Source organism: Marinobacter sp. AL4B (assembly GCF_019916045.1).
Taxonomy (GTDB): Bacteria; Pseudomonadota; Gammaproteobacteria; order Pseudomonadales; family Oleiphilaceae; genus Marinobacter.
The window spans coordinates 503,787-529,091 of record NZ_JAILWZ010000011.1; the positions used below are offsets into that span (position 1 = coordinate 503,787).

Genomic DNA, 25,305 nt, shown 5'->3' on the forward strand with positions numbered 1-25,305 from the left:
ACTAGTTACGCTCGATCTCTGCGGTTTCCCTCAGATATTGCTGATAGACCGCGTATTCGCGCTGACCTTCCAGCTGGGTCAGGAACTGTTGAACTTGCTGGAACTCACCGTTTTCCCGATCAACTTCACCTTCGTTGACCGCATCAAGCGCGATAATATGCGCTTCCGCCAAACCGACAACGGCGTCTACAGACGGCTGCTCGTCATCAGGGCGCGGCATGGTGAACGCTTTGCGAAGAACCAACTGACTAAGGTCACCGGCCGCACCACGGCCCTGAGATTCAAATTGCTTCCAGCTGCCTTCCTCTACGCCTTCGCCAGACTCCATGTCTGCCACCAGTTTGTTCGCTTTCGCTTGCAGTGCCTCTCGGGTAGCCATCACTTCAAGTGTCGCTTTGATGTCATCACGAACATCGGCTAACTCAAGCTGACGAGCTTCATGATGGGTTTTAACGCGAGCTACAACGGAGACATTGTCGCCTACATCTATCAGTTCCGTATTGTAGCCATCTTCCAGCACATCTGCGGAGAACAGCTGACGTACCAGCCCGGAATGATCAAACGGTGCAGCACCACCGTCTCGAGTGACACTCTGAACTTCACGCAGCTCCAGCCCCAATTCGCTGGCTGGGCCGGCCAAGTCATCCGCAGCATAAGCGGCGTCCGCTAAGTCAGAACGTACTTCAACATAACGCTCTTCCGCTTTGGAGCGAGCTAACTCGCTACGCAGCTGCGCTTCAAGCTCTTCGAATGCGGGTACGTCGGAACGGCGAACGTCGTCCAAGCGAATCAAATGGATACCAAAACTGGTTTCAACCGGTTCTGAAACTTCACCTTCTTCCAAGGCAAAAAGCGCATCTTCGAACGCTTCGTCGTATACCCCACGGCCTGCGTAACCCAAATCACCACCTTCGCGACCAGATACGGTATCGGCGGAGAACTCTTTAGCGAGTTCGGCGAAAGACTCACCGTCATTCATGCGAGACTGGATGGTAGATATCGTTTCTTCTGCTTCCGCGCCCCCCTCGATCAGAATATGGGCCGCCTTGCGTTCTTCCCGAGCGAACTGCTCGGCCCGAGATTCATACTCGGCCCGCACTTCGTCCTCACTCACCTCAACAGCTTCAGCCAAAGTGCCCTGAGACAACGTCAGATATACCGCATCGACCTTTTCTGGCTCCTGGAATTGAGCCTTATTCTCGTCGTAATACGCGGAAACTTCTTCATCTGTCACGGACACCTGATCAACAACTTCGTCTTTGGACAACGACAGTACACGGAAATCCCGGGTCTGATTCTGAATCGCCAGGAGCTGAGCCGCACTTTCAGGTGCCGCCAATGCGGTCTGCGCGATCGCCGCGCGGATCTGGTTGGTCACGTAGCTCTTGTGCATACTGGCCCGGAATTCGGCAACGCCCATTCCGAGATTGCGAACTGTCGCCGCAAACCTTTCAGGACTGTACGTACCGTCGACCTGAAACTGTGGCATTTGAGTGATCAGCGCATCGATGTCGGCATCCGACAACTCAAGCCCTTGGTTTTCCGCATCTTGGGTCAGCACAGCCTCTTGAATAAGGGCTTCCAGAACGTCGGTACGCAGCTGGTCTTCATCGACCAGCGACGGATCTGGATTTTCCATCTGCATCAGACGCTGCTGGGTTTCCAGTTGAACGGTTCGGAGGAACTCCCGTTCGGTGATGTCGGTGCCATTCACAGTAGCCACTTCTGGCTCACCGGTAAAACCGCCAATAATGGCATCCATTCCCCAGATGGAAAGCGAAACAATCAAAAGGCCAACGATGACCTTGGCGATAGTACTCTGGGCATTATCCCGAATATCTTGAAGCATGTTAGTTCTGAATCCCTGTTCAAGGTCGTGCTGGTGATTATTGTGCGAGCTGAAGCCCCGGCTACCTTTAACGTAAAAAGGCGCACCCTGTCCGGAATGCGCCTTGAATTCTTATGGCAACTTCCGCCAGCGGAAGCTGCCAGAGAAAGAGCTATTACTTAACAGCGTCTTTCAGGGCCTTGCCTGCCTTGAATCCAGGCACTTTAGAGGCCGGAATCTTGATCTCAGCGCCAGTCTGCGGGTTGCGGCCGGTACGAGCGGCGCGCTCCTTCACAGAAAAGGTACCGAAGCCGATCAGAGTAACCTGATCGTCATTCTTCAGAGCACCAGTGATGGTGTTCGTCATAGCATCCAGCGCACGGCCAGCTGCAGCTTTGGAAATATCTGCGGATTCTGCAATTGCATCAATCAGTTCGGACTTGTTCACACTAAACCCCTTCGATATCAGGTTGAAGATGTTATAGGTTGGTTTGTTTTTCGCGGACGCTCACGACTATCGCATAAGCGGTCGGAGAATTCCATTCTTCACTTTTATTATTCCTTTCGGCGATTAACCGGTGTTTGGAATAGGCACATACTGCGCGGGAGCCCTTGGTATTGGCTGCTTCACGGCGAAACAGTTATACCAATGGGCTCTCCGACATGTCAACAACTCATCTAGGGTTTAATGTGTATTTATGCGCTCTGCGGCATCATTGGAGTCGTCATTCCCCTTGGCAGAAGTTGTCTTTTCTTCGCCTTCTGCCGCTCTAGGCTCGGGCGGATAAGCCAGCGCAATATCGAGCACTTCGTCAATCCACTTAACCGGTTTGATTTCGAGAGATTCCTTTATATTCTCCGGTATCTCTTTGAGATCACGGACATTTTCATCCGGAATTAAAACGGTCTTAATGCCGCCCCGGTGCGCTGCAAGGAGCTTCTCTTTAAGCCCTCCAATCGGCAACACACGGCCTCTCAGAGTGATCTCACCAGTCATCGCAACGTCCGCGCGGACGGGTATTTTCGTGAGTGAAGAAACAAGAGCTGTACACATCCCGATACCTGCACTTGGACCGTCTTTTGGCGTTGCACCTTCCGGTACGTGAACGTGTAAATCGTGCTTTTCATGGAAATCGTCGGCTACGCCGAGTCCGGTTGCTCGACTTCTGACCACTGTCAGGGCCGTCTGAATCGACTCTTGCATGACGTCACCGAGGGAACCGGTCTTCACAACCCGTCCTTTACCCGGTGTTAACGCACACTCAATCGTCAGCAGTTCGCCACCAACCTGAGTCCAAGCCAAGCCTGTCACTTGACCAATCTGGTTGTTCTCTTCTGCAAGGCCGTACTTGAACTTTTTCACGCCCGAATAGTCTTCCAACATTTCTGGCGTGATCGTTACAGAAGCCTTGTCGCTGCTTTCTACGTGCTCGCGGACAACCTTCCGACAAATCTTGGCGATTTCACGTTCTAGCCCACGAACACCCGCTTCACGGGTGTAGTACCGAATGAGATCCCGCAATGTTTCTTCGGGCATTTCCAATTCATTCTTGCGCAGGCCGTTGGCCACAATCTGCTTGGGCACCAGGTATCGAAGCGCAATGTTGACCTTTTCATCTTCGGTATACCCTGGGATTCGGATAATTTCCATCCGATCCAGCAAGGCTGGCGGTATATCCATAGAATTCGATGTGCACACAAACATCACGTCGGAGAGGTCGTAATCCACCTCGAGGTAATGGTCGTTAAACGTATGATTCTGCTCGGGGTCCAACACTTCCAGCAGAGCGGAAGCAGGATCACCGCGATGATCCATTCCCATCTTGTCGATTTCATCAAACAGGAACAGAGGGTTCTTCACGCCAACCTTCGACAGCTTCTGCACCAACTTGCCCGGCAACGCACCGATATAGGTCTTGCGGTGCCCGCGAATTTCGGCTTCATCACGTACGCCGCCCAGTGCCATACGGGTGTACTTACGGTTGGTTGCCTTGGCAATCGACTGCCCAAGAGAGGTCTTACCAACACCTGGAGGCCCTACCAGGCAAAGCACAGGCCCTTTCACCTTCTTCACCCGACTTTGAACCGCCAGATATTCAAGAATGCGCTTTTTGACTTCGTCCAGGCCATAATGATCCTTATCGAGGATCTCGCGGGCTTTCTCAAGATCGTGGCGCACTCGGCTGCGTTTTTTCCAAGGCACCGCCAGCATCCAGTCGATGTAGCCGCGCACCACCGTTGCTTCTGCAGACATCGGTGACATCATCTTCAACTTGTTCAGCTCGGCTTCGGTCTTTTTTCGAGCTTCTTCGGGCAGCCCTGCTTCTTCCAGCTTCTGCTCGAGCTCTTCGAAGTCGTTGTTCCCTTCACCGAGTTGGCCCATCTCTTTCTGGATAGCCTTCATTTGCTCGTTCAGGTAGTACTCACGCTGGCTCCGCTCCATCTGCTTTTTAACACGACCACGAATGCGCTTCTCAACTTCGATCAGGTCTGTCTCGCTGTCCAGCTTCCCCAACAACAGATCCACTCGCTTACGAACATCAAGGGCTTCCAAGAGCTCCTGCTTTTCCGGAATCTGCATATCGAGATGCGCGGCCATGGTATCCACAAGGCGATCGATCTCGTTAATGTCGGTTAGAGAATTAGAAACTTCAGACGGCACTTTTTTGGAGAGTTTTACGTACTTCTCAAACTCACCCTGCAGCGTTTTAATCAGAACGCCCTGCTCCCGCTCAGGCAGCTGGTCTTCGTCCATCAACACGGCGCCGGCGGTCAGGTATTCACCCTCTTCAACAGCGGAAATGCTGGCGCGGGCATTACCCTCTACCAGAACTTTTACAGTACCGTCCGGTAAGCGAAGCATCTGCAGCACGGTAGCCAAAGTGCCCATTTCAAACACGTCAGCCGAGCCAGGCTCATCTGTGGCCGCATCTTTCTGTGCAACCAACAAAATCTCTTTGCTACCCTCCATCGCAGCTTCGAGCGCCTGAATGGACTTCTCGCGTCCTACAAACAGCGGCACCACCATGTGCGGAAATACCACCACATCGCGAAGCGGAAGCAGCGGATATTCTTGCACGGTTTCTTCGGATATAAGGGTCATAGAGAATCCTCTGAAAGCATTTTATTCAGCATATCACCCATCATTGGGGCGCAGACCAAAATTGCAATCTTTTTACGGGGTGAAAATCCTTGCGGGTACTTTGTCAGCAGCCATGAAAAAGGGGCGTTAAACGCCCCTTTTTCAGATCACTGATCTTTCGCCTGTAGAGAAAGTCAGTCTTCTGATGCTGCCTTCGCATGATCGCTGTTCGCATAGATCTTGAACGGCTCGGATTCACCGTCAATCACACTTTCATCGACCACGACTTTGGACACATCGGTTTCAGACGGAATCTGATACATGGTATCCAACAAGGTCGCCTCCATGATGGAACGGAGACCTCGAGCACCCGTTTTACGAGACATCGCCTTACGAGCGACGGCACGCAACGCGTCTTCTCGGAAGTCCAGCTCAACACCCTCAAGATCAAACAGCTTCTGGTACTGCTTGGTCAGGGCGTTCTTGGGCTCGGTCAGAATCTGAACCAGTGCGTCTTCGTCCAGCTCGGTCAGTGTCGCCACAACCGGCAAACGACCCACAAATTCCGGAATCAAACCGAACTTGACCAGATCTTCAGTTTCCACGTCCTGGATGATATCGCCAGCGCTCTTGCTGTCGTCCTGACTCTTAACGGTTGCCGAGAAGCCGATAGAGCTACGTTCTGAACGCTCCTGAATAACCTTTTCCAGTCCGGCAAAAGCACCACCGCAGATAAATAGGATGTTTCCGGTATCTACTTGCAGGAATTCCTGCTGGGGATGCTTTCGACCGCCCTGGGGAGGTACAGAAGCAACGGTGCCTTCGATCAACTTCAGCAACGCCTGCTGAACGCCTTCACCTGACACGTCTCGCGTGATGGAAGGGTTATCGGACTTCCGGGAAATCTTGTCAATTTCGTCAATATAGACAATCCCGCGCTGGGCCTTTTCGACGTCGTAGTCACACTTCTGTAGCAGCTTCTGAATGATGTTTTCAACATCTTCACCAACATAACCGGCTTCGGTCAGGGTGGTCGCATCTGCAATCGTGAAAGGTACATTCAACGTACGAGCTAAGGTTTCCGCCAATAGAGTTTTACCGCTACCGGTCGGACCAATCAGCAGAATGTTACTTTTGCCCAGCTCAACGTCGCTTTTGCCTTCACCGTAGCGCAAGCGCTTGTAGTGATTATAGACGGCGACAGCCAGCACGACTTTAGCGCGATCCTGGCCAATCACATATTCGTTCAGAGTATCTCGGATCTCTGCCGGCACCGGAAGACGATCACTCGCTTCTTCCTGGGCATTCTCCTGAATCTCTTCCCGAATAATGTCGTTGCACAGATCCACGCACTCGTCGCAGATGAAAACCGAGGGCCCTGCAATGAGCTTACGGACTTCATGCTGGCTCTTTCCGCAAAACGAGCAGTACAGCAACTTGCCGTTATCGTCGCCTCTGCCGTTTCTTTCATCTGCCATTGAAATACCTCTGTTCTTCGTTGGCCTGCAGAAACATTAAATACGCAGACCAAGGGTGATGCGATGACTTTCAGTATTAGTTATTCGGTACACGCTTATCAAGCACTGTATCAATTAGCCCGTACTCTTTCGCCTGATCAGGATCCATAAAGTTGTCACGATCGGTGTCGCGAGCAATGGTTTCCAGATCCTGCCCGGTATGGTGAGCCAAGATCGTATTCAGGGTATTACGAATTTTGAGAATCTCACGGGTGTGGATTTCGATATCGGTAGCCTGCCCCTGATAACCACCTAATGGTTGGTGGATCATGACACGGGAATTAGGTAGGCATGCACGCTTGCCCTCTGCACCACCGGCGAGAAGGAAGGCACCCATGCTTGCCGCTTGACCGATACACAAGGTAGCCACATCCGGCTTGATAAACTGCATGGTATCGTAGATCGACATACCGGCCGTGACCGAACCACCCGGGCTATTGATATAAAGATGAATATCCTTATCCGGGTTTTCGGATTCCAGGAACAGCAACTGAGCAACGACTAGGTTGGCCATGTGATCTTCCACTTGACCGACAAGAAAAATTACCCGCTCTTTCAGAAGGCGCGAATAAATGTCGAAAGACCGCTCTCCACGTGCCGTCTGCTCGATTACCATCGGCACCAGACCGGCGCTCGTTATCATTGTTGGGCCATCAAACGGTTTTTGCGTCATGTGTGCCTGAACTCCTTAAAGACATTGGGCATGGACTCCTGCTGCAGGACATCCGGAATATAAAGCCTAGATACCCTTATACTTTGCCAGCAGTGAGCCCAGATGAAAACAGCCGGATACACCGGCTGTTTCCAGAAAGCGACTCAGGGCTATGCCCGAGCGATCAACGCTGGGCTTGACCCGCCTTGACAGCTTCCTCGTACTTCATCTTCTTTTCTTTCACTTTGGCCTGACCCAGCACCAAATCAACAACCGCTTCTTCCAGAACAACAGATTCAACCTGTGTCTTCTGCTCTTGGCTGCTATTGAAGTGTGCTACCACTTCTTCTGGCTGCTCGTAGGTCGAAGCAATTTCCTGAATCTTTTCGTCTACTTTCGCAGCATCAGCTTTCAAGTCGTTGGTTTTAACGACTTCTTGGAACAACAAGCCGGTCTTCACGCGACGCTGAGCTTGCTCTTCGAAGATCTCTTTCGGCAACTGCTGGAAGTCTACCTGACCACCAAAGCGTTGAACGGCCTCTTGGCGAAGGCGATCAATTTCCTGATCAACCAAAGACGACGGTACGTCCAGTTCAGTCGTTTCCAACAAACCTTCAACAACGTCATTCTTAACCTTGTTGGATACTGCTTGCTTCAGCTCGCGCTCCATGTTTTTCTTCACTTCTTCACGGAACCCGGCTTCGTCTTCAGCGTCAATACCAAACTTCTGGAAGAACTCGGCATCCAACTCTGGCAACTGAGGTTCTTCTACTTTATGAACCGTGATTGCAAAGGTAGCGGCTTTACCAGCCAACTCTTCGTTGTGGTAGTCATCCGGGAAGGTGACTTCGATGTCGAACTCTTCACCGGTTTTACCACCGACAATGCCTTTCTCGAAACCTGGAATCATCTCTCCAGAGCCCAAAGTCAGACGGTGACCTTCCGCGGCGCCACCCTCAAAGTCTTCACCGTCGATGGTGCCTTTGAAGTCGATGGTTACAACGTCTTTGTTCTTGGACTTACGCTTTACTTCTTTCATTGGAGCCTGCTGACGACGCAGGTTATCGATCATGGTGTCGATATCCTTGTCAGTCACTTCCGTTACGGGCTTTTCAACTTTAATCTTGCTCAAGTCACCCAGCTCGATTTCCGGCAATACTTCGAACACGGCCACGAATTCGAGGTCTTTGCCCTCTTCCATGGTTTTTGGCTCAAACTGAGGCCAGCCCGCTGGATTAACATCCTGTTCCTGCAACGCCTTGATGTAGTTGTCGCGCATTACTTCGCCAACGATTTCCTGACGGATGCTGTCACCGAAACGACGCTTAACCACGCTCATGGGCACCTTGCCTGGACGGAAACCGTTCAAGCGCACAGTGCGAGCAGTTTCCTGTAGGCGTTTCTGGACCGCCTGATCAATTTCCTGGGCGGGCACACCAATCGTCATGCGACGTTCGATGTTAGAGGTCGTTTCAACAGACACTTGCATGGAAGATCCTCGAATTACAGATTCTGTATGTGAATGAAAATTAAAACAAAATCCCACTAAGAGCGAAACACTCTAACGGGACGCAAAATTAAAAGCCGGTAGTTTATCACGGTTTACCCTGTCGAGAGAATCATTGCACCAACCAGAATGACGGTTTATCAACATGATTTCGGCAGTAAACGTGAATATGGGATCAAAAACAGAAAAAACAAGAAAGGATGGTGCGAGAGGAGAGACTTGAACTCTCACAGGTTGCCCCGCTGGAACCTAAATCCAGTGCGTCTACCAATTCCGCCACTCTCGCATGCCCGAATATATTCTGAAGAACTCAGAACGTCGGAAATAACCAAACAGATAAAGTGGGGTGGACGAAGGGGTTCGAACCCTCGACCGCAGGAGTCACAATCCTGAGCTCTACCAACTGAGCTACGTCCACCACATTAAAAAAGTGCCCGATGGCACTTTAATCTATTTAGCTTTAACTTTGCTGGTTTGACGAGCCCGGTGCAGACCGAACTTAGAGCCTAATGGCGCGCCCGGCAGGACTCGAACCTGCGACCATCCGCTTAGAAGGCGGATGCTCTATCCAGCTGAGCTACGGGCGCTTGACCTTTCGCCCACCTGAATATTCAGAAAAATGGTCGGGGTAGAGAGATTCGAACTCCCGACATCCTGCTCCCAAAGCAGGCGCGCTACCAGACTGCGCTATACCCCGATAAGACTGAACAACAAGTGCTTCAGCAAAGTTGGCGCGCATATTACCTTCGAGTTTCGCATCCGTCAACAAAGAATTTGAAAATCATTCAGATAATTTTAAAAACGCCTTCTCACAACCCTCTTAAGAGGAGCATTTACGCCGCCTACTTACGTTGGCGAGAATGCTGAACCATGAGACAATGCCTGACCTTCATTATTAGACCATTATTCATGCCCAACCTACAAGATGGAAACATGACCGCCACACTGATTAAAGGAAAAGAAATTGCCGCACAAGTTCGACAGCAAGTTGCTGTCGGCGTTGAAGCCCGCAAACAGAAAGGCCTCAGAGCCCCGGGCCTGGCCGTCATTCTGGTCGGCAGCGACCCCGCCTCACAGGTGTACGTAGGCAATAAACGCAAAGCCTGCGACCAGGCCGGCATCATGTCGCTGTCTTACGACCTACCCGAAGACACCTCTCAGGGTGCCTTGGAAGCATTGGTAGACGAGCTGAACGAGAACCCGGCCATCGACGGCATTCTCGTACAACTCCCCCTACCCTCTCACCTGGACGCAGACCCAATTCTGGTAAAGATTCGTCCCGACAAAGATGTCGATGGGTTTCACCCCTTCAACATCGGCCGCCTGATGCAGCGCAAGCCCACTCTGCGCCCATGCACGCCTGCAGGTGTCATTACCCTGCTCGACTTCATTGGCACCCCTTACAAGGGCCAGCACGCCGTCATTGTGGGCGCATCCAACATCGTTGGGCGCCCCATGAGCATGGAACTGCTGCTCAAAGGCGCAACTGCCACCGTCTGCCACCGTTTTACGGACAACCTTGAGAAGTTTGTTGGCGAAGCCGACATCCTGATCGCCGCCGTTGGCAAACCTGGCATCATCAAAGGCGAATGGGTAAAACCGGGCGCTACGGTTATCGATGTGGGCATCAACCGGATGGAAGACGGTTCACTGTGCGGCGACGTCGACTTCAAGGCCGCCTCAGAGCGCGCAGCCTACATCACCCCCGTTCCGGGCGGCGTAGGCCCCATGACCATCGCCAAGCTGCTGGAAAACACGCTGTACGCGGCCGACGTATTACACGCCGACTAACGTCAGCCGTAACAAGCGCATAAAGTAAGCAGCCACAAAAAACCCCGCATCAGCGGGGTTTTTCATTTCTACAGTCCGATTACTGGCTGGCTTTCGCCTTCAGGCGGTAAGCGTGCAGAAGCGGCTCTGTGTAGCCATTCGGCTGTTCACGACCCTTCAGAACCAGATCCAAGGCAGCTTGGAAGGCAATGCCATCGAAGCCTGGCGCCATATTCTGGTAAGACGGATCATTGGCGTTCTGACGATCAACAACCGCAGCCATACGCTTCATAGTTTCCAGGATCTGCTCTTCAGTGCAAATACCGTGGTACAACCAGTTCGTTAGCAGCTGCGAAGAAATGCGCAGAGTTGCACGATCTTCCATCAGGCCAACATCGTTGATGTCCGGCACTTTCGAGCAACCCACACCACTATCGATCCAACGAACAACGTAACCCAGGATGCCCTGCGCGTTGTTGTCCAGCTCCTGCTGAATGTCTTCAGCGGTCAGCGAAGACGGATCTTCCATAACCGGCACGGTCAGGATGTCTTCCAGAGCTGCGCGCTGACGGCTAGCCAATTCTTTCTGAACATCAAACACGTTCACCTGGTGGTAATGAGTCGCGTGCAGAGTAGCGGCAGTCGGAGACGGAACCCATGCGGTATTCGCACCAGACTTCGGATGACCGATCTTCTGCTCTAGCATGCCCGCCATTAGATCTGGCATGGCCCACATACCCTTACCAATCTGTGCAACACCAGAAAGGCCGGCCTCAAGACCGATATCGACGTTCCACTGCTCGTAAGCGCCGATCCAGGCAGCCTGCTTCATCTGACCTTTGCGGATGAAAGGACCGAGCTCCATGGAGGTGTGCATCTCATCACCGGTGCGATCCAGGAAGCCAGTGTTAATGAATACCGTGCGCTCTTTAGCTGCGTGGATACAGGCTTTCAGGTTAACCGTGGTGCGACGCTCTTCGTCCATGATACCCACTTTCAGAGTGAAGCGTGGCAGGCCAAGAGCATCTTCTACGCGACCGAAGAATTCGTTGGTGAACGCAACTTCTTCAGGACCGTGCATTTTTGGCTTAACAATGTACACAGAACCCTTGGTGCTGTTCTGGAACTGACCATCACCCTTCAGGTCGTGAATGGCGATCAATGAAGTAACGAAACCATCCATCAGACCTTCAGGAACTTCGCTACCGTCACTCAGCAAAATGGCGGGATTAGTCATCAAGTGACCAACGTTGCGCACGAACATCATGCTGCGACCTTTCAAAGCCAAGTCGCTGCCATCCGCCGCTGTATAAGCGCGATCGGGATTCATACGACGAGTCACCTGCTTTCCGCCTTTTTCAAAAGACTCTTCCAGGTCGCCCTTCATCAGGCCCAGCCAATTCTTGTAAGCCACAACCTTGTCTTCAGCATCGACCGCCGCAACGGAATCTTCACAGTCCATAATGGTAGTCAGAGCTGACTCCATCAGAACATCTTTAACGTTTGCGCCGTCGTCTTTTCCGATCGGATGGCTGGCATCGATCTGGATTTCAAAGTGCATGCCGTTCTTGACCAGCAACAGGCCAGTCGGCTCACCAGCTACACCCGTGAAACCAACGAAACCAGACTCGTCTTTTAGACCGGTCACTTCGCCATTTTGCAGTTTGACTGCCAGCTTGCCGCCATCAACGTAGTATTTAGCCGCATCTTTGTGACTGCCAGCAGCCAAAGGTGCAGAGCTGTCCAGCAGATTGCGAGCCCACTCGATTACCTTGGCGCCACGTACCGGGTTGTAGCCACGCCCCTTCTCAGCGCCGTCTTCCTCAGACAGTGCATCTGTACCGTAAAGCGCATCGTACAAGCTACCCCAGCGGGCATTAGCCGCGTTCAAGGCAAAGCGTGCATTCATTACCGGCACAACCAGCTGAGGGCCGGCCATGGTGGCAACTTCAGGATCCACGTTTGATGTAGAGATTTTGAATTCTTCCGGCTCATCCACCAAGTAACCGATTTCTTTCAGGAATGACTTGTACTCAGCCATGTCCAGCTTCTGGCCTTTGTGATCACGGCTCCAAGTGTCCAGCTTTTCTTGAATCGCATCACGCTTGGCGAGCAAATCACGGTTGCGCGGCGCCAGCTCGTTCACAATCTTGTCGAACTCGGCCCAGAATTTGTCGGCATCAATACCGGTGCCTAGAATGGCTTCGTTGTTCACGAAGTCATACAGATTCTTTGCGACCTGAATGCCGCCAACTTGAACGCGTTCTGTCATCGTTACCTGCCTCAATGGGTTGTGTTTCCCGGCTCCCTGATGGCTTAAAGCTCTCAGGGACATGAATATTTGAGCGCCGCATTATACGTGAAATTCCCTACAAGGTCATTCCCGAAAATCACAATGCGGCTTTTGTCGAAACTCCAGGCGTCAAGCCCGGCGCCAAGTTGTCCCTTCGCGACTGTCGTCCAGAACAATACCCTTCTCAAGCAACTCATCCCGAATTCGATCACTTTCTGCGAAGTCCTTGGCTTTACGAGCCTCGGCACGGGCCTGAATCATGGCGTCGATATCATTCGCACTCAGCTCACTACCGGTGTCCGCTTGGAAGAACGCTTCCGGATCCTGTTGCAGCAACCCCAGCACACCACCCAAACGCACCAGAACAGCAGCACTATACGCCGCCTTCTCTTCATCGCCTTCACGACGATGTTGATTTATGTCATTTGCCACTGCATGCAATACCGCAATCGCACCCGCAGTGTTGAAATCATCATCCATCACCTCGGTAAATCGACGATCATGCTCGGTTTCCGGAACACCATCACTCGAAGCTGGCTTAACACCTCGCAAGGCATGATAGAGCTTGGTCAGCGTCCGGCTAGCTTCTGCCAGACTGTCTGCCGAGTAATCCACCTGGCTACGGTAATGACTGGACACCAGGAAGTAACGGACCACTTCCGCCGGATGAGTTTCAAAAATTTCGCGAATGGTAAAGAAGTTGCCCAAAGACTTGGACATCTTCTCTTTGTTTACGCGAATCGCACCCGCGTGCATCCAGGTGTGAACAAACTTATGGCCGGTGGCACATTCAGACTGCGCGATCTCGTTTTCATGGTGCGGGAACAGCAAATCGGGTCCCCCACCGTGAATATCAAACGTATCACCCAGGCACTTAGTGGACATGGCCGAGCACTCGATGTGCCAACCCGGGCGACCATCGCCCCACGGCGAAGGCCAGCTTACCTCACCCGATTTCGCAGCCTTCCAAAGAGCAAAATCTGCAGGACTCCGCTTGGCCTCCTGCACACCAACCCGGGCACCGGCCACCAAATCTTCGAGTTTTTTCTTGCTCAGCTTGCCGTAATCCGAAAAAGACTCCACCGAGAAATACACATCACCGTTGTCGGCGGCGTAGGCGTTACCGCCATCGATCAGCGTTTCGATCATGGAAATGATTTCGCTGATAAACGCCGTTGCCCGCGGCTCTTCGTTCGGAGACTGCACGCCCAAACGAGCTTCGTCCTCGTGCATCGCATCAATCATGCGCTCGGTCAAAGCGGTATACACCTCACCGTTTTCATCGGCACGGCGTAAAATCTTGTCGTCGATATCCGTGACATTGCGAACGTAATGCACGTCATAGCCGCGGTGACGCAGATACCGGCTGATCACATCGAAAGCCACCAACACCCGACCATGCCCGAGGTGGCAGTAGTCGTAGACGGTCATGCCGCAGACATACATACTCACTTTACCCGGCTCGATGGGCTGAAACTCTTCCTTCTTCTGCGTCAGCGTGTTGTAGATACGCATTATTTACCCCCCTTGCCCCAAGAATCCCGCAAGGTCACTGTACGGTTGAAAACTGGCTTACCAGCGTTTGCAGCCAGCTCCTGATCGTAGAAGAAGTAGCCTTCACGCTCGAACTGGTACGGCAAATCGGTGCGCGGCGACGCCAAGCTTTTCTCGACTCGTGCGCCCTCAAGAACCACTAAAGAATCCGAGTTGACATGATCCATCATGTCGCCGTCTTTATCGCTATCCGGCGCTTCGTGGTTGAACAGACGATCATATTGATTAATACGCACTTCAACGCTGTCCGCGGCCGACACCCAGTGAATCACGCCGTTCGGTTTGTAGCCTTCAGGGTTAACGCCCAACGTTTTCGGATCGAACTCGCACTTGAGCTCGACAATGTCTCCGCTGTCGTCGCAAATTACTTCTTTGCACGTCATTACGTAACCACCGCGCAGGCGCACCGCCTGATCCGGGGCCAAACGCTTCCACTTACGCGGGGGCTCAAGCGCGAAGTCTTCACGGTCGATATACAACACCTGACTCCAGGTGACTTCACGTTCGCCCATATCCGGGTTCTGCGGATGAACCGGCAGGGTCAGCGTTTCAGTCTGCCCTTCGGGATAGTTGGTCAAAGTGACCTTAATCGGACGCATCACACACATCGCTCGTGGCGCACGGGCGTTCAGATCTTCCCGGATCGCATGCTCAAGCATGCCCACATCCACAGTACCGCCGGCTTTATTCACACCGATCATGTCACAGAAGGTGCGAATAGATTCGGGCGTAAAACCACGGCGGCGCATACCGGAAATGGTCGGCATACGAGGGTCGTCCCAGCCATCAACCACGTTATCGTCAACCAACCGCTTAAGCTTCCGCTTACTGGTGACGGTGTAGTTCAAGTTCAGACGCGCAAACTCGATCTGCCGCGGATGACAAGGAATGGTGATATTGTCCAACACCCAGTCGTAGAGCGGACGGTGGTCCTCAAATTCAAGGGTGCACAGAGAATGGGTAACACCTTCCAGCGCGTCCGAAATGGGATGCGTAAAATCGTACATCGGATAGATGCACCATTTGTCGCCGGTTTGATGATGGTCCGCGTAACGAATGCGGTACAGAATCGGATCACGCAGATTGATGTTCGGAGATGCCATATCGATCTTGGCTCGCAACACCAACTCACCGTTCTGGAACTTCCCGTCCCGCATGTCGCGGAAAAGCTGCAGACTCTCTTCAGCAGGACGATCACGGTAAGGACTGTTCCTGCCCGGTTCTTTGAGAGAACCACGGTACTCGGCCATTTCATCGGCTGTCAGCGCACAGACATAAGCTTTGCCCTTTTCGATCAACTCTTCAGCAAAGGCGTAAAGCTGATCAAAATAATCCGAGGCGTAACGCAGTTCATCCGCCCACTTGAAACCAAGCCATGCCACATCACGCTTGATGGCGTTGATGTATTCCAGGCTTTCCTTCTCCGGGTTGGTGTCATCAAAGCGCAGGTTGCACTCGCCTTCAAACGTCTCAGCAATACCGAAGTTCAGGCAGATTGATTTAGCATGACCAACATGCAGATAGCCATTAGGCTCAGGCGGAAACCGGGTAACGACTTTGCCCGTGTGCTCGCCCTTGGCGACGGCATCTTCGATCAGGCTCTGAATAAAGTTATGGGCTTTCTTCGACTCGGCGCTCATACAATCTCTGTCAACAGGGAATGAATTATGGGAGCTATTCAGAGGCTCCGTTAAACCGCCTATTATACTCACAATTCCTGGCAGTACTCATGCACAGGACGAAACTCTTCAGTACAATGCGTACTTTGAACCTTTATCCAACCCTTTACAGGAAGCTCTGATGATTCTGCTGCAAACTAATCTTGGTGAGATCAAACTGGAACTTGATTACGAAAACGCCCCTGAAACCGCCAAAAACTTCGAACAATACGTTCGTGACGGCTTTTTCGATGGCCTCATTTTTCACCGGGTCATCGGCAACTTTATGGTCCAGGGCGGCGGCTTTGAACCCGGCATGAAACCGCGCCAAACCCGCGATCCGATTCAAAATGAAGCAGACAACGGCTTGAGCAACATGATCGGCACCGTCGCCATGGCGCGCACCATGGATCCACATTCAGCGACCGCCCAGTTCTTCATCAACGTTGAGAACAACGGCTTTCTGGACCACACTGGCAAGAATGCGGAAGGCTGGGGCTACTGCGTATTTGGCAAAGTAGCGGAAGGTATGGAAACCGTGAACAAGATCCGCGCTACTCGCACTACTATGCGCTCCGGTCATCAGGATGTTCCTGTCGAAGACGTCGTGATTATCAAGGCTGAGGTTCTGGAGGCCGCGTGAGCACACTGTTCATCTCGGATTTACACCTTGAGGAATCGCGCCCGGACATCACGGGCGCGTTTCTTGGCTTCCTGAAAAACGAAACCATGGGCGCTGAACGCCTCTATATTCTCGGCGACTTCTTCGAAGCCTGGATCGGAGACGATGAACGTACACCTCTTCAGGAACAGGTAGCGGCAGCCTTAAGAGATGTCAGGGACTCAGGCACGGACATCTTCCTGATGCACGGCAATCGAGATTTCCTCATTGGTGAAGATTTTTGCGAACGGGCCGGCACAACCCTGCTGGATGATCCAACTGTGATCGACCTGTACGGTTCCCCCACCCTGCTGATGCACGGCGACAGCCTGTGCATTGATGACGTGGAATATCAGAAATTCCGCGCCAACATGCGCAACCCGAAGACCGTGGAGATGCTGCTGGCACGGCCACTGGAAGATCGCCAACTGATGGCTCGCCAACTCCGGCAAATTTCCATGGCGAAGAATCAGGGCAAGGCTGAATCCATCATGGATGTGAACCTTGATGAAGTGGTGAACGAGTTCGAACGCCACGGCGTTCAGCTGATGATCCACGGCCACACGCACCGCCCAGCGACCCACGAACTCGAGGCAAACGGCTGCTCGGCTCGCCGCATCGTGCTGGGTGATTGGGATGAAAACGTTTGGTGGCTCGTTGCCCGATCTGACCAACCACTAGAGCTCAAGAAGACGCCGCTCGATAGCGTGTAACCCTTCTCCCCTTGCGAGCAGAATTATGAGAAAGACCCTGTTATCCCGGACGCATCCAATCATACGGCTAATAGGGTTGCTCATAGTCTGTTTTGCATTCGGAGCAGCAAACGCACAAACACCCCAACAGCCAGACGAACCTCCCACTGAGGAGGCATTGCCAGCCGTTCAGCCCGAACTGCAGCAAAGCTTGACTATACCACCCCAGACCGAACTGCCGGACTCCGTTAACTCGGACATCCGTGAGCAAATTCAAACGCTCCGGGAGTCGCTAAAACAACGACGCGCTGCCCTGTCGGAAAGCCAGGAACGCCTTAGCTATGCAGAATCGATTCTGTCCCGCATAGAGGGTGAATACCAAAGTTTTGAACTGCGCCTGGAAAACGCCGGTCTGAACCTGACAGCTGATTATGCGGAACTACTAAAACAACGGCTTGAAAGACTTCAGAAACAGAGCGTTGCGAGCGATTTCATAAAAGGCATCGAAGATAAACTGGCCAATGCCCGCGAAGAACAGTTACGACTGGAAGAGTTTGAAGCCATCACAGACCCGGGCGAAGATGCTCGAAGCCAGCTTCGCAGCCTTCGCTCCACCCTGTTACGCGAATTGCACAAAGCCGTCACTGATCACATCAACGTGCTCAACGAGTACTTCAATACGGTGACCGCTCTCCAAGACCAAGTAAAAAACTACCAAACACTGTTAAAGCAGCGTTTGTTCTGGCTCCCCAGTGCCGAAATCATCAGCACAGACACCACAAAACAGCTTATCGAGTCAGCTCAGTGGCTGGCGTCTCAGCTGCGACATGAAGATCTCAGGCTTGCAGTGTCTCGTTCTGCTAAAGAGCGTGGTGGACGAATTGCTTTAGTTGCCTCTTTACTGCTGGTATTGCTGATCAAACGCAAGAAAATCAAAGCCAATCTACACGCCAATCAACAATACATCGGCCATGTGGGCATGGACCGCACCGCATTCACTTTGCTGGCCTTGGTTAATAGCGTTTTACTGGCGCTACCTGGTGTTCTGGTGTTTTCATTGGCTGCTCTGCTGCTGATGGAAGGCAATGCATTTTTCGAAGCGCTTTCGAAAGGTTTTACGGCAGCCGCGTTCATTATGTTTTTGCTAGCCTTGATTCGCAACGTCGCCACGAAAGACGGGTTGGGCGAAAAACATTTTCACTGGAACCCGGGGTCTTTGCGCGCAATCCGGCGGGAACTGCTACTTCTAATGGCGTGTGTGATACCCGTCACCATCGTCATGACAGCCATCAGTGCAACCCCGGACGGTGCTAAATTCGATAACAGCCTCGGTCGTTTGCTGTTCATCATCGTTTCCGTTGCGCTTGCCATCTTTGCTCAACGGATCATGTCAGCCGTTCGAGATGAAAAGCCTCGCCATCGTCTTTTCATGATTTTGCACGTAATCGCTGTAGCGTCTCCGGTATTGCTCGCTGCCGCGTCAACGATTGGTTACCACTACACAGCTCTCCAACTCGAACGAAACCTGTTTATTTCCATTTGCTGGCTAGCCTTTGCCTCATTGCTCTATTTTACCGGTCTGCGAGCACTTTCTGTTCGCGAGAGGCGGCTTACTCTCAAACGTTTGATGGAACAGCGCGCGGCTGAACGCAAACAGGCAGAAGCCAGAGAAACATCTGACACCTCCGGTGAGGGTGCGCTTATCACCCCGGAAATGCCGGAAATGAACCTCAAAGACATCAGCGAGCAAAGCTCGTCTTTGCTGCGTATTCTGGTGTCCGCCGTGGCAATAACCGGGATGATTCTGCTCTGGACCGACGTAATCCCCGCTTTACAGCTGTTCGATGACATTACCTTGTGGACCATCGCAACCGATCTCGAAGGCGGTGACCCCCTGCCGATCACCCTCGCAGATGCACTTTTGTCCATCCTCGTTGCGGCGGGAACCGTCATGGCCGTCAAAAACCTTCCCGGCACACTGGAAGTGACACTCCTTAGCCGGCTGGACCTTCAGCCTGGTGCTGGCTATGCCATCACAACCATCACCACCTACCTACTTGTTTTCCTGGGTGTCATCGTCTGCCTGGGCGTTATCGGCGTGCAATGGTCGAAGCTGCAATGGTTAATCGCCGCACTAGGGGTTGGGCTGGGTTTTGGTCTGCAGGAAATAGTGGCTAACTTTGTATCAGGCATCATTCTGTTGTTTGAACGCCCGATACGGGTGGGGGATACCGTAACCATTAGCGGAATTACCGGGAAAGTTTCGCGCATCCGCATTCGCGCCACGACGTTGGTTGATTGGGATCGTAAAGAACAAATCGTTCCCAATAAAACCTTCGTTACGCAAGACCTGACCAACTGGACTCTGTCAGATGCCACGATTCGACTCAAAATTTTTGTGCGCGTTGCCTATGGCTCCGATGTCGATAAGGTGCAAAAACTACTCTCCGACGTTGCCCTGAACAACGATCGGGTGATGGAAGATCCCGCCCCGGCAGTCTTTTGTGTCGGGTTTGGTGAAAGCAGCATCGATTTTGAGGTGTGGGTGTTTGTCAAAGACCTCCCAGATATGATGCCGCTCTACCACGAACTGTATTCGGCCATTACACAGACACTGACCGACGCGGGTGTGACCATCCCCTTCCCTCAGAGGGATATCCGCATTCACTCGTTGTCGGAAACCCCACCGGAGACACAATCCGAGCGGCCCTCGCAAAATGCCCCCTAGTAAACGGGATCGCAACGATCAACCGGTTCGTTGTAGGTTTGCAAGCGCTTGAGCCATCCTGGCAACCAGCGCTCCCGCTCGATGGAATTAACCGCATTACGCGCACGGCGCGTTAACACCTCCGCAGCAGCCTCTCGAAACGCCACCAATGGGCGTGCGGGCGCCGCTGGCATCGCAAGCAAAACCTGCAGCAGCCCCCAACCTTGCCCTTGATATCGTTCGGCTTCCGACACCCCCTCACCTTTGAAGTTCACGTAATCCATCACAGCGTATACGCCTCCGGGGGTCTGCATGAGGGCTCTTAGCTTCTCGCGAACGGCTCGTTTTTGTTTATACGGGGCCGCGGCCACCACTTTCTCCAGAGAGGCACCCGCCCGCTGTTGTATAAACCGAACTTGCAGACCGCGAGTGTCATACAGAAAGGTTCTGAGGGATTGAACGCGATCAGATTGAGAAGCGGCATCGTAAAAATGGCTTCGATCCGGCCAGGGTGCGCCTTTGGCATCAGCCACCCAAGCCGGCATGGTTACGCCCTCTTTGCGCATAAACTCCAGTAACGCAGGAAAGCTTTCTGTAAACCGATCGCTCACGCCCTCGGGGTACCAAATAAAGTGCCCAATACCTAGCGAAGGGAAAGCTTCGCCCTGATTCCAGTGCACCAGACATTCCCGCCGACCCGCGCACTCGTTCTGAAAAATCCGTTCGCCTACCCAGGCTAGCTCTGCAGGGCTCAACCCAAACCCTTCGGGATCGGCTGAATTCTTAGCCGCCGCAGGAAATGCCACCGCAAGCACAACCAAGATAGTCACCGCACACCGAAGCAATGAGCTTGTGCCATCACCAATTACGATATGGACACCTTTTTTAAACACGGCAACCCCTGATCAAAAAATCGATTTAAAACAAATGAATGCACAACAGGGCGATTGACCACGACCGGGTATCCCACATCGCTGCACGGTTGAAGCATTCGAACGGTTGCCCATACTGTACCTTCGGCTCCCCAAAACAGACATTACATATGATCAAACCGCAACATATAGCTAGCCATGCTCTAACACGCACTTTCCTGCTGTCTTTCGGCTGGCTTCTGTTTGTCCGGGGCTTGCTGGTATTACAAAGTGGCGTCATACCCAGCATGCCGGGCATGCTGGGTGGCGATATTGCGGGCGCCGTTTTGCTGACGCTTATTCTGCAAGGAAGCCGGGGCATCTTGCGTGGATTGGTTATTACAGCGTTGGGGTGTGCGCTTTACGTGGCCGGTATGCACTTGACAGCCCACGGTACGCTGTTTCAACTAGCGTTCGCCGGCAAAAGTATGGATAGCACGTTCATCTCCGGGAGCCTGCTGAACGTCTACTTAATCACCTTGCCGGTTTACCTCGCACTGGCGTGGCTTTTACACCGTTTGCACCGGCGCTGGGTTCCACGGTCACGACCCAAAGCTCTACCGTTTACCGGCGTTGCGGCGGCGACATTGATCATTTACTCCCTGTCATTTCCTAGTTTGACCACTCCCGCTAACAATTTGGTGGTGAGCACTTTGGCCCAAATTCCGGGCGCACTCATTAACCCGGTTGGCACCGCGATTGGCAACAAAGAGGTAGAGATCAGCACCAGCCTGGAAAACCGAACCCATTTTTTCCACCAGCAAGTAAGCGGCCGTAATATTTCACCACCGCCCAACGTCCTCGTCATCATGATCGAGGGCATGTCCGGCGGTTACCTGCCATCGGTCAGCAGCTTCCATGGGCTTTCGCCAGTGGTCTCGCTGCCCAACCTGGAGCAGACCTTCAACGATTTCGGCTTTCGCATTTATAAGAATGTTCTGAGCATGGAACGGCAAACTGACCGAGGAACCTTTACTCTAACCTGCGGCCGCTACCCTGACTTGAGACGCGCTTCGGAAAAAGTGCGCCTGGTAGCCGGCCAACATGCAGCCCCGGACTGTCTCCCTGAAAAGCTAAAAGATCAGGGCTACCACACAGCCTATTGGCAGGCCGCCCCCATCGAGTATATGAACAAAGACGAGTTTATGCCGCAGGCCGGCTACATGGACGTTACGGGTGCCGAAGTATTTGCCGGTCAGAACGCAGCCGAAGGCTGGGGACCACCCGATCCGGTTTTCTTCAGCGATATCGCAACCAGACTGCGTTCGCTAAACCGCCAGCACCAGCCTTGGTTCGTAACCACACTGAACGTAGGCACTCACCACCCGTTCAACATCGGCGACAAAACCGAGCAGCGACTCGCCTCGCAAAAAGCGGAAGACGATAACGAAACCATTCTACCGATCCCTTCCCCGCAAACCGCACGCATCAATGCGATGGAAGTTATGGCCGAAACCCTCGACAGCTTTTTGCGGCAGTTGGAGCAAGAGGGCATTTTGGAAAACACCCTGGTGATCGTTACCTCCGACGAGGCTGGCGGATTTATTCGTGAAGACCACGAGACCCTCCCACTAAACAACAATGTTGGCGTGCTAGCCGTGAAGCCGGCTGCACAAGACAGCCTTTCCTACTATGCCCCGGAAAATGCGCTAATTTCACAGCTGGACATCGCCATTTCAATTCTCGATGCCAGCGGCCATGGATCAAAGGCAGGGGGAATGATTGGCACCAGTTTGCTAGCCATGAACTCCAACCCAACCCGCGACCTTCTGTTGGCGGATACCTATACCGGTATGAAGTACTTTTTACGGAATCAGGGAAAGTTGATGGCTTGCACAGAACTGATGACCCGCTGTCAGACTTGGTCATTCGACCCAAAGAGAATTTTTGGCACCTTAGCCGAAACAGACGAAGACCCCTTTCTCACGTTAGAAGAACGGTTGGCACTGGTAGAAAATGCTAACCGGTTGACCACCACCGACAACTGATATGCTTAGGCTTACCTATCGAACTCTAGCGATCTTGCGCGAATACAGCCGCGCACTTCTTGCTTTACATCTGACGATCACCGGGTTATCGATTGCCATACTGCCATCGCTGGTAACAGCCGCTTTGGCAGCCATGCGCCCGCTCACCGGCGAAGCCGCGATCACCACATCTGGGTTGATCCGGTTTTTAACCTCCCCCGGCGGGGGTACGTGGGCAGGTTTTACGATGTTCGTCACGGTTGCTATCCTCGTTTATCAGCAGGCCGGCATCACGCTCATCGTTTCCCAGAACGATCAGCACCCTATGAGAGCCATCGCCCGCGCTTTATTCGGTGTAGTGCGCCGGATCACTGCCCTTACAGCCCTCGCCTTACTGCTAACCCTCGCCCATTTGCTGACGGCACTGCCGTTTCTCGCAGCCATTATCGGTGCCTCGAAGCTTTTGCTTCATCATTACGACCCTTATTTGCTCAACCTTGAACGCCCACCGGTACTCTGGTGGTACGGCACCTTCTGCCTTGCCATGGTTGCTGCGCTTGTGGCGGCCAACGGTACCTTGGTTGTCCGCTGGAGCCTCGCTATCCCCAGGCTAATACTTGACGATGGCAAGCCTCTGGCTGCCCTGCGTTCCAGTTACCACCTCACCCGAAAACGCTCCCGACACGCTGCAACGACACTGGCTCTGGGCGCAGCCCTCACGATTGCGATGCCGCCATTAATCACCCTAATATTCAGTGGACTTGCTGGTGGCATATTCCAAGTCCTGCCAAACGACAAATCCTATCTGCTCCCCGCTGTTATCACGCTCGTAGGGAGCTACGTCTTGATTGGTTTGGCTGTGACCTTTCTGGCAACTGCAGCTTTCGGCACGTTGGTGATGGCCTACTACGAAGAGCTTTCAGGCAACCCCTTCAAAACACCGGCACCCCCGGCCCCTAAACACGCTGCGGTCCTGATGCGCCGAGCCTGGGTTTTGGAAGCAATTGTGGTGGCTGTGGTACTGGCACAAAGTTATCCAATCATTAGCTCCCTCAACCATAGTGCTGAAGTTGGGGTTACCGCGCACCGAGGCAACGCCTCACTTGCTCCAGAAAATACGGTCAGTGCCATTCGGCAAGCAATCAATGATGGCTCGGATTACATCGAGATTGACATTCAATTGACTGCCGATGGTGTCCCGGTGCTTTGGCACGACACCGATATGCAGCGTATCTTTGGGTTGCCCGAACGAATTAACGACCTGCCGTTCACTCAACTGCGCCAGCTTGATGCCGGGTCCTGGTTTAGTGAAACGTTTTCAGACGAACGAATCGCTTCTCTAGCCGACGCCATTGAAGCAACCCGAGGAAAAGCAAACCTCTTGCTTGACCTTAAACCTAACCGGAATGAAGAGGCGTTGGTCAACGCGGTCGTGAACGTATTGCAAGAGAATAATGCCGTGACAGGAACGGTGATCGCGGCCGCCGACTGGCCTATTCTTGAAATGGCTAAAAGCCAAGAGCCCAATCTCAGAACAGCACTATTAGCCCAATTCGTGGTCGGCCCTCTCTGGCAGGACCGTTACGACATTCTAGGCATACGCTCGAATCGAGCCAGCCCCGCAATGGTCGCCCGGGCCCACAAAGCGGGTAACGAACTGTTTGTCTGGACCGTTAACTCGCCAGAGGCAATGGCACGCTTTATCGACATGGGTGTGGACAACATTATCACCGACCGCCCGGATGTACTTTCTCAGCTTCTAAAAAAACGGTCAGCGATGTCAGACGGTGAGCGATTGGCCAGCAGACTGAGGAACTGGTTGCGATAACGCGTCAGAAAAGTTGTATTTGCGATTAACCATGATCCTGTAGCCATTGAGATATTTGCTTCTGATACCGCAATGACGATCGCTTCTCGGTATCTGTCGTCGTCGCCACTAAACGGTAATAATCGTTGTCATCACGCTTAGTTTCGAACCGTCTAATGGCGCCAAACGGACGCTTATCGGAGCCATAAATGCAGATCACATGATATTCCATAGCGGTAAGCTCAACTTCAGGCTCCGTCGGTCGTCCATCTTTTATGGGCGCCCCAGCTAACCTCGCTGCGCGATCCAGCGTGTCCTTGAACGAACACAGCTGCATACAACAACCAGATTCCAGCGGCCCCTGATGTGTCCGGCTTTTTAGGTCGGTTTGATCACGTTCTGCGGATACGTGCCCACAGTCAGTTGCCGGCACAAAGAATTCTGCATCAGAAGTCTCTACCCGCACCATCACAAAATAGACGTAAACAGACTCACTGCTCATGTTGCACACCAGACACGGCGAATCTAAGCCCTCTTCCCCCACCGCCCGGTTAATTAGAATGCGGGCCCGGGTTTGACGAGCATAACTGCTGTACAAAAGTTGCGCGTAAAAAATCCATATCAACATCGTTCCGATACTGGTGACCGGCGAGATCCATTGCGCGTTCTCGACAAACCACTCAGTGACACCCATTGTTT

At 52.8% G+C, this 25,305-nt stretch carries 17 protein-coding genes and 4 tRNA genes; 6 read left to right on the plus strand and 15 right to left on the minus strand.

Going from position 1 to position 25,305, the window contains the following annotated elements:
- Position 1 precedes the first annotated feature (1 nt).
- The 10 genes from K5L82_RS06495 to K5L82_RS06540 form a co-directional block, all read right to left on the minus strand.
- Positions 2–1,849, minus strand: coding sequence for a SurA N-terminal domain-containing protein (locus tag K5L82_RS06495; RefSeq protein WP_223133585.1), 1,848 nt, complete (start codon positions 1,847–1,849; stop codon positions 2–4).
- Positions 1,850–2,003: 154 nt separating this feature from the next.
- Complete coding sequence (locus K5L82_RS06500) at positions 2,004–2,276, minus strand: HU family DNA-binding protein (protein ID WP_114333466.1); 273 nt, start codon at positions 2,274–2,276, stop codon at positions 2,004–2,006.
- 237 nt (positions 2,277–2,513) lie between these two features.
- On the minus strand, positions 2,514–4,931 hold the full coding sequence (gene lon / locus K5L82_RS06505; protein ID WP_223133586.1) for an endopeptidase La: 2,418 nt from the start codon (positions 4,929–4,931) through the stop codon (positions 2,514–2,516).
- Positions 4,932–5,104: 173 nt separating this feature from the next.
- Positions 5,105–6,388 carry an ATP-dependent Clp protease ATP-binding subunit ClpX gene (gene clpX / locus K5L82_RS06510; RefSeq protein ID WP_133005864.1) on the minus strand — a complete coding sequence of 428 codons (1,284 nt, stop codon included), beginning with the start codon at positions 6,386–6,388 and terminating at the stop codon, positions 5,105–5,107.
- Positions 6,389–6,464: 76 nt separating this feature from the next.
- Complete coding sequence (clpP, locus tag K5L82_RS06515; protein ID WP_133005865.1) at positions 6,465–7,100, minus strand: ATP-dependent Clp endopeptidase proteolytic subunit ClpP; 636 nt, start codon at positions 7,098–7,100, stop codon at positions 6,465–6,467.
- Positions 7,101–7,263: 163 nt separating this feature from the next.
- Positions 7,264–8,568, minus strand: coding sequence for a trigger factor (gene tig / locus K5L82_RS06520; RefSeq protein ID WP_133005866.1), 1,305 nt, complete (start codon positions 8,566–8,568; stop codon positions 7,264–7,266).
- A gap of 219 nt (positions 8,569–8,787) precedes the next feature.
- A tRNA-Leu gene (locus K5L82_RS06525) sits at positions 8,788–8,872 on the minus strand.
- A 56-nt stretch (positions 8,873–8,928) separates the two neighbouring features.
- Positions 8,929–9,004: transfer RNA gene (locus K5L82_RS06530), tRNA-His, on the minus strand.
- A 92-nt stretch (positions 9,005–9,096) separates the two neighbouring features.
- Positions 9,097–9,173 (minus strand) — tRNA-Arg (locus K5L82_RS06535).
- 33 nt (positions 9,174–9,206) lie between these two features.
- Positions 9,207–9,283, minus strand: a tRNA-Pro gene (locus tag K5L82_RS06540).
- Between the two features lie 236 nt (positions 9,284–9,519).
- On the opposite strand from K5L82_RS06540, the gene folD reads away from it, so the two are divergent.
- Positions 9,520–10,377 carry a bifunctional methylenetetrahydrofolate dehydrogenase/methenyltetrahydrofolate cyclohydrolase FolD gene (folD, locus tag K5L82_RS06545; RefSeq protein ID WP_223133587.1) on the plus strand — a complete coding sequence of 286 codons (858 nt, stop codon included), beginning with the start codon at positions 9,520–9,522 and terminating at the stop codon, positions 10,375–10,377.
- Between the two features lie 79 nt (positions 10,378–10,456).
- Here the strand turns inward: folD and K5L82_RS06550 are convergent, their stop codons facing one another.
- The 3 genes from K5L82_RS06550 to K5L82_RS06560 form a co-directional block, all read right to left on the minus strand.
- Positions 10,457–12,628 (minus strand): malate synthase G, encoded by a 2,172-nt coding sequence (locus K5L82_RS06550; RefSeq protein ID WP_223133588.1) that lies wholly within the window; start codon positions 12,626–12,628, stop codon positions 10,457–10,459.
- A 150-nt stretch (positions 12,629–12,778) separates the two neighbouring features.
- Positions 12,779–14,164: a cysteine--tRNA ligase gene (cysS, locus tag K5L82_RS06555; protein WP_223133589.1), complete on the minus strand. Its 1,386-nt coding sequence runs from the start codon at positions 14,162–14,164 to the stop codon at positions 12,779–12,781.
- The gene (locus K5L82_RS06560; RefSeq protein WP_223133590.1) at positions 14,164–15,843 is read right to left on the minus strand and encodes a glutamine--tRNA ligase/YqeY domain fusion protein; all 1,680 of its coding nucleotides are present in this window, start codon (positions 15,841–15,843) and stop codon (positions 14,164–14,166) included. The genes cysS and K5L82_RS06560 overlap by 1 nt, the downstream gene beginning before the upstream one ends.
- Positions 15,844–16,003: 160 nt before the next feature.
- Between K5L82_RS06560 and K5L82_RS06565 the strand changes: the two genes are divergently transcribed.
- From K5L82_RS06565 to K5L82_RS06575, 3 genes are all read left to right on the plus strand, one after another.
- On the plus strand, positions 16,004–16,504 hold the full coding sequence (locus tag K5L82_RS06565; protein WP_223133591.1) for a peptidylprolyl isomerase: 501 nt from the start codon (positions 16,004–16,006) through the stop codon (positions 16,502–16,504).
- Positions 16,501–17,235, plus strand: coding sequence for a UDP-2,3-diacylglucosamine diphosphatase (lpxH, locus tag K5L82_RS06570; RefSeq protein ID WP_223133592.1), 735 nt, complete (start codon positions 16,501–16,503; stop codon positions 17,233–17,235). Before K5L82_RS06565 ends, lpxH begins: the two co-directional genes overlap by 4 nt.
- 157 nt (positions 17,236–17,392) lie before the next feature.
- Entirely contained in the window at positions 17,393–19,942 is a 2,550-nt protein-coding gene (locus K5L82_RS06575; RefSeq protein ID WP_262492532.1) for a mechanosensitive ion channel domain-containing protein, read from the plus strand.
- Here the strand turns inward: K5L82_RS06575 and K5L82_RS06580 are convergent.
- The gene (locus K5L82_RS06580; RefSeq protein WP_223133594.1) at positions 19,939–20,814 is read right to left on the minus strand and encodes a hypothetical protein; all 876 of its coding nucleotides are present in this window, start codon (positions 20,812–20,814) and stop codon (positions 19,939–19,941) included. The two genes, K5L82_RS06575 and K5L82_RS06580, sit on opposite strands and share 4 nt — an antisense overlap.
- A gap of 149 nt (positions 20,815–20,963) precedes the next feature.
- On the opposite strand from K5L82_RS06580, the gene K5L82_RS06585 reads away from it, so the two are divergent.
- A complete protein-coding gene (locus K5L82_RS06585; protein WP_223133595.1) occupies positions 20,964–22,820 on the plus strand; it encodes an LTA synthase family protein in 1,857 nt (618 codons plus the stop codon).
- A gap of 1 nt (position 22,821) precedes the next feature.
- Positions 22,822–24,627 (plus strand): glycerophosphodiester phosphodiesterase, encoded by a 1,806-nt coding sequence (locus tag K5L82_RS06590; RefSeq protein ID WP_223133596.1) that lies wholly within the window; start codon positions 22,822–22,824, stop codon positions 24,625–24,627.
- Positions 24,628–24,652: 25 nt separating this feature from the next.
- On the opposite strand, the gene K5L82_RS06595 is transcribed toward K5L82_RS06590, so the two are convergent.
- Complete coding sequence (locus K5L82_RS06595; RefSeq protein WP_223133597.1) at positions 24,653–25,300, minus strand: hypothetical protein; 648 nt, start codon at positions 25,298–25,300, stop codon at positions 24,653–24,655.
- Positions 25,301–25,305: the final 5 nt, after the last annotated feature.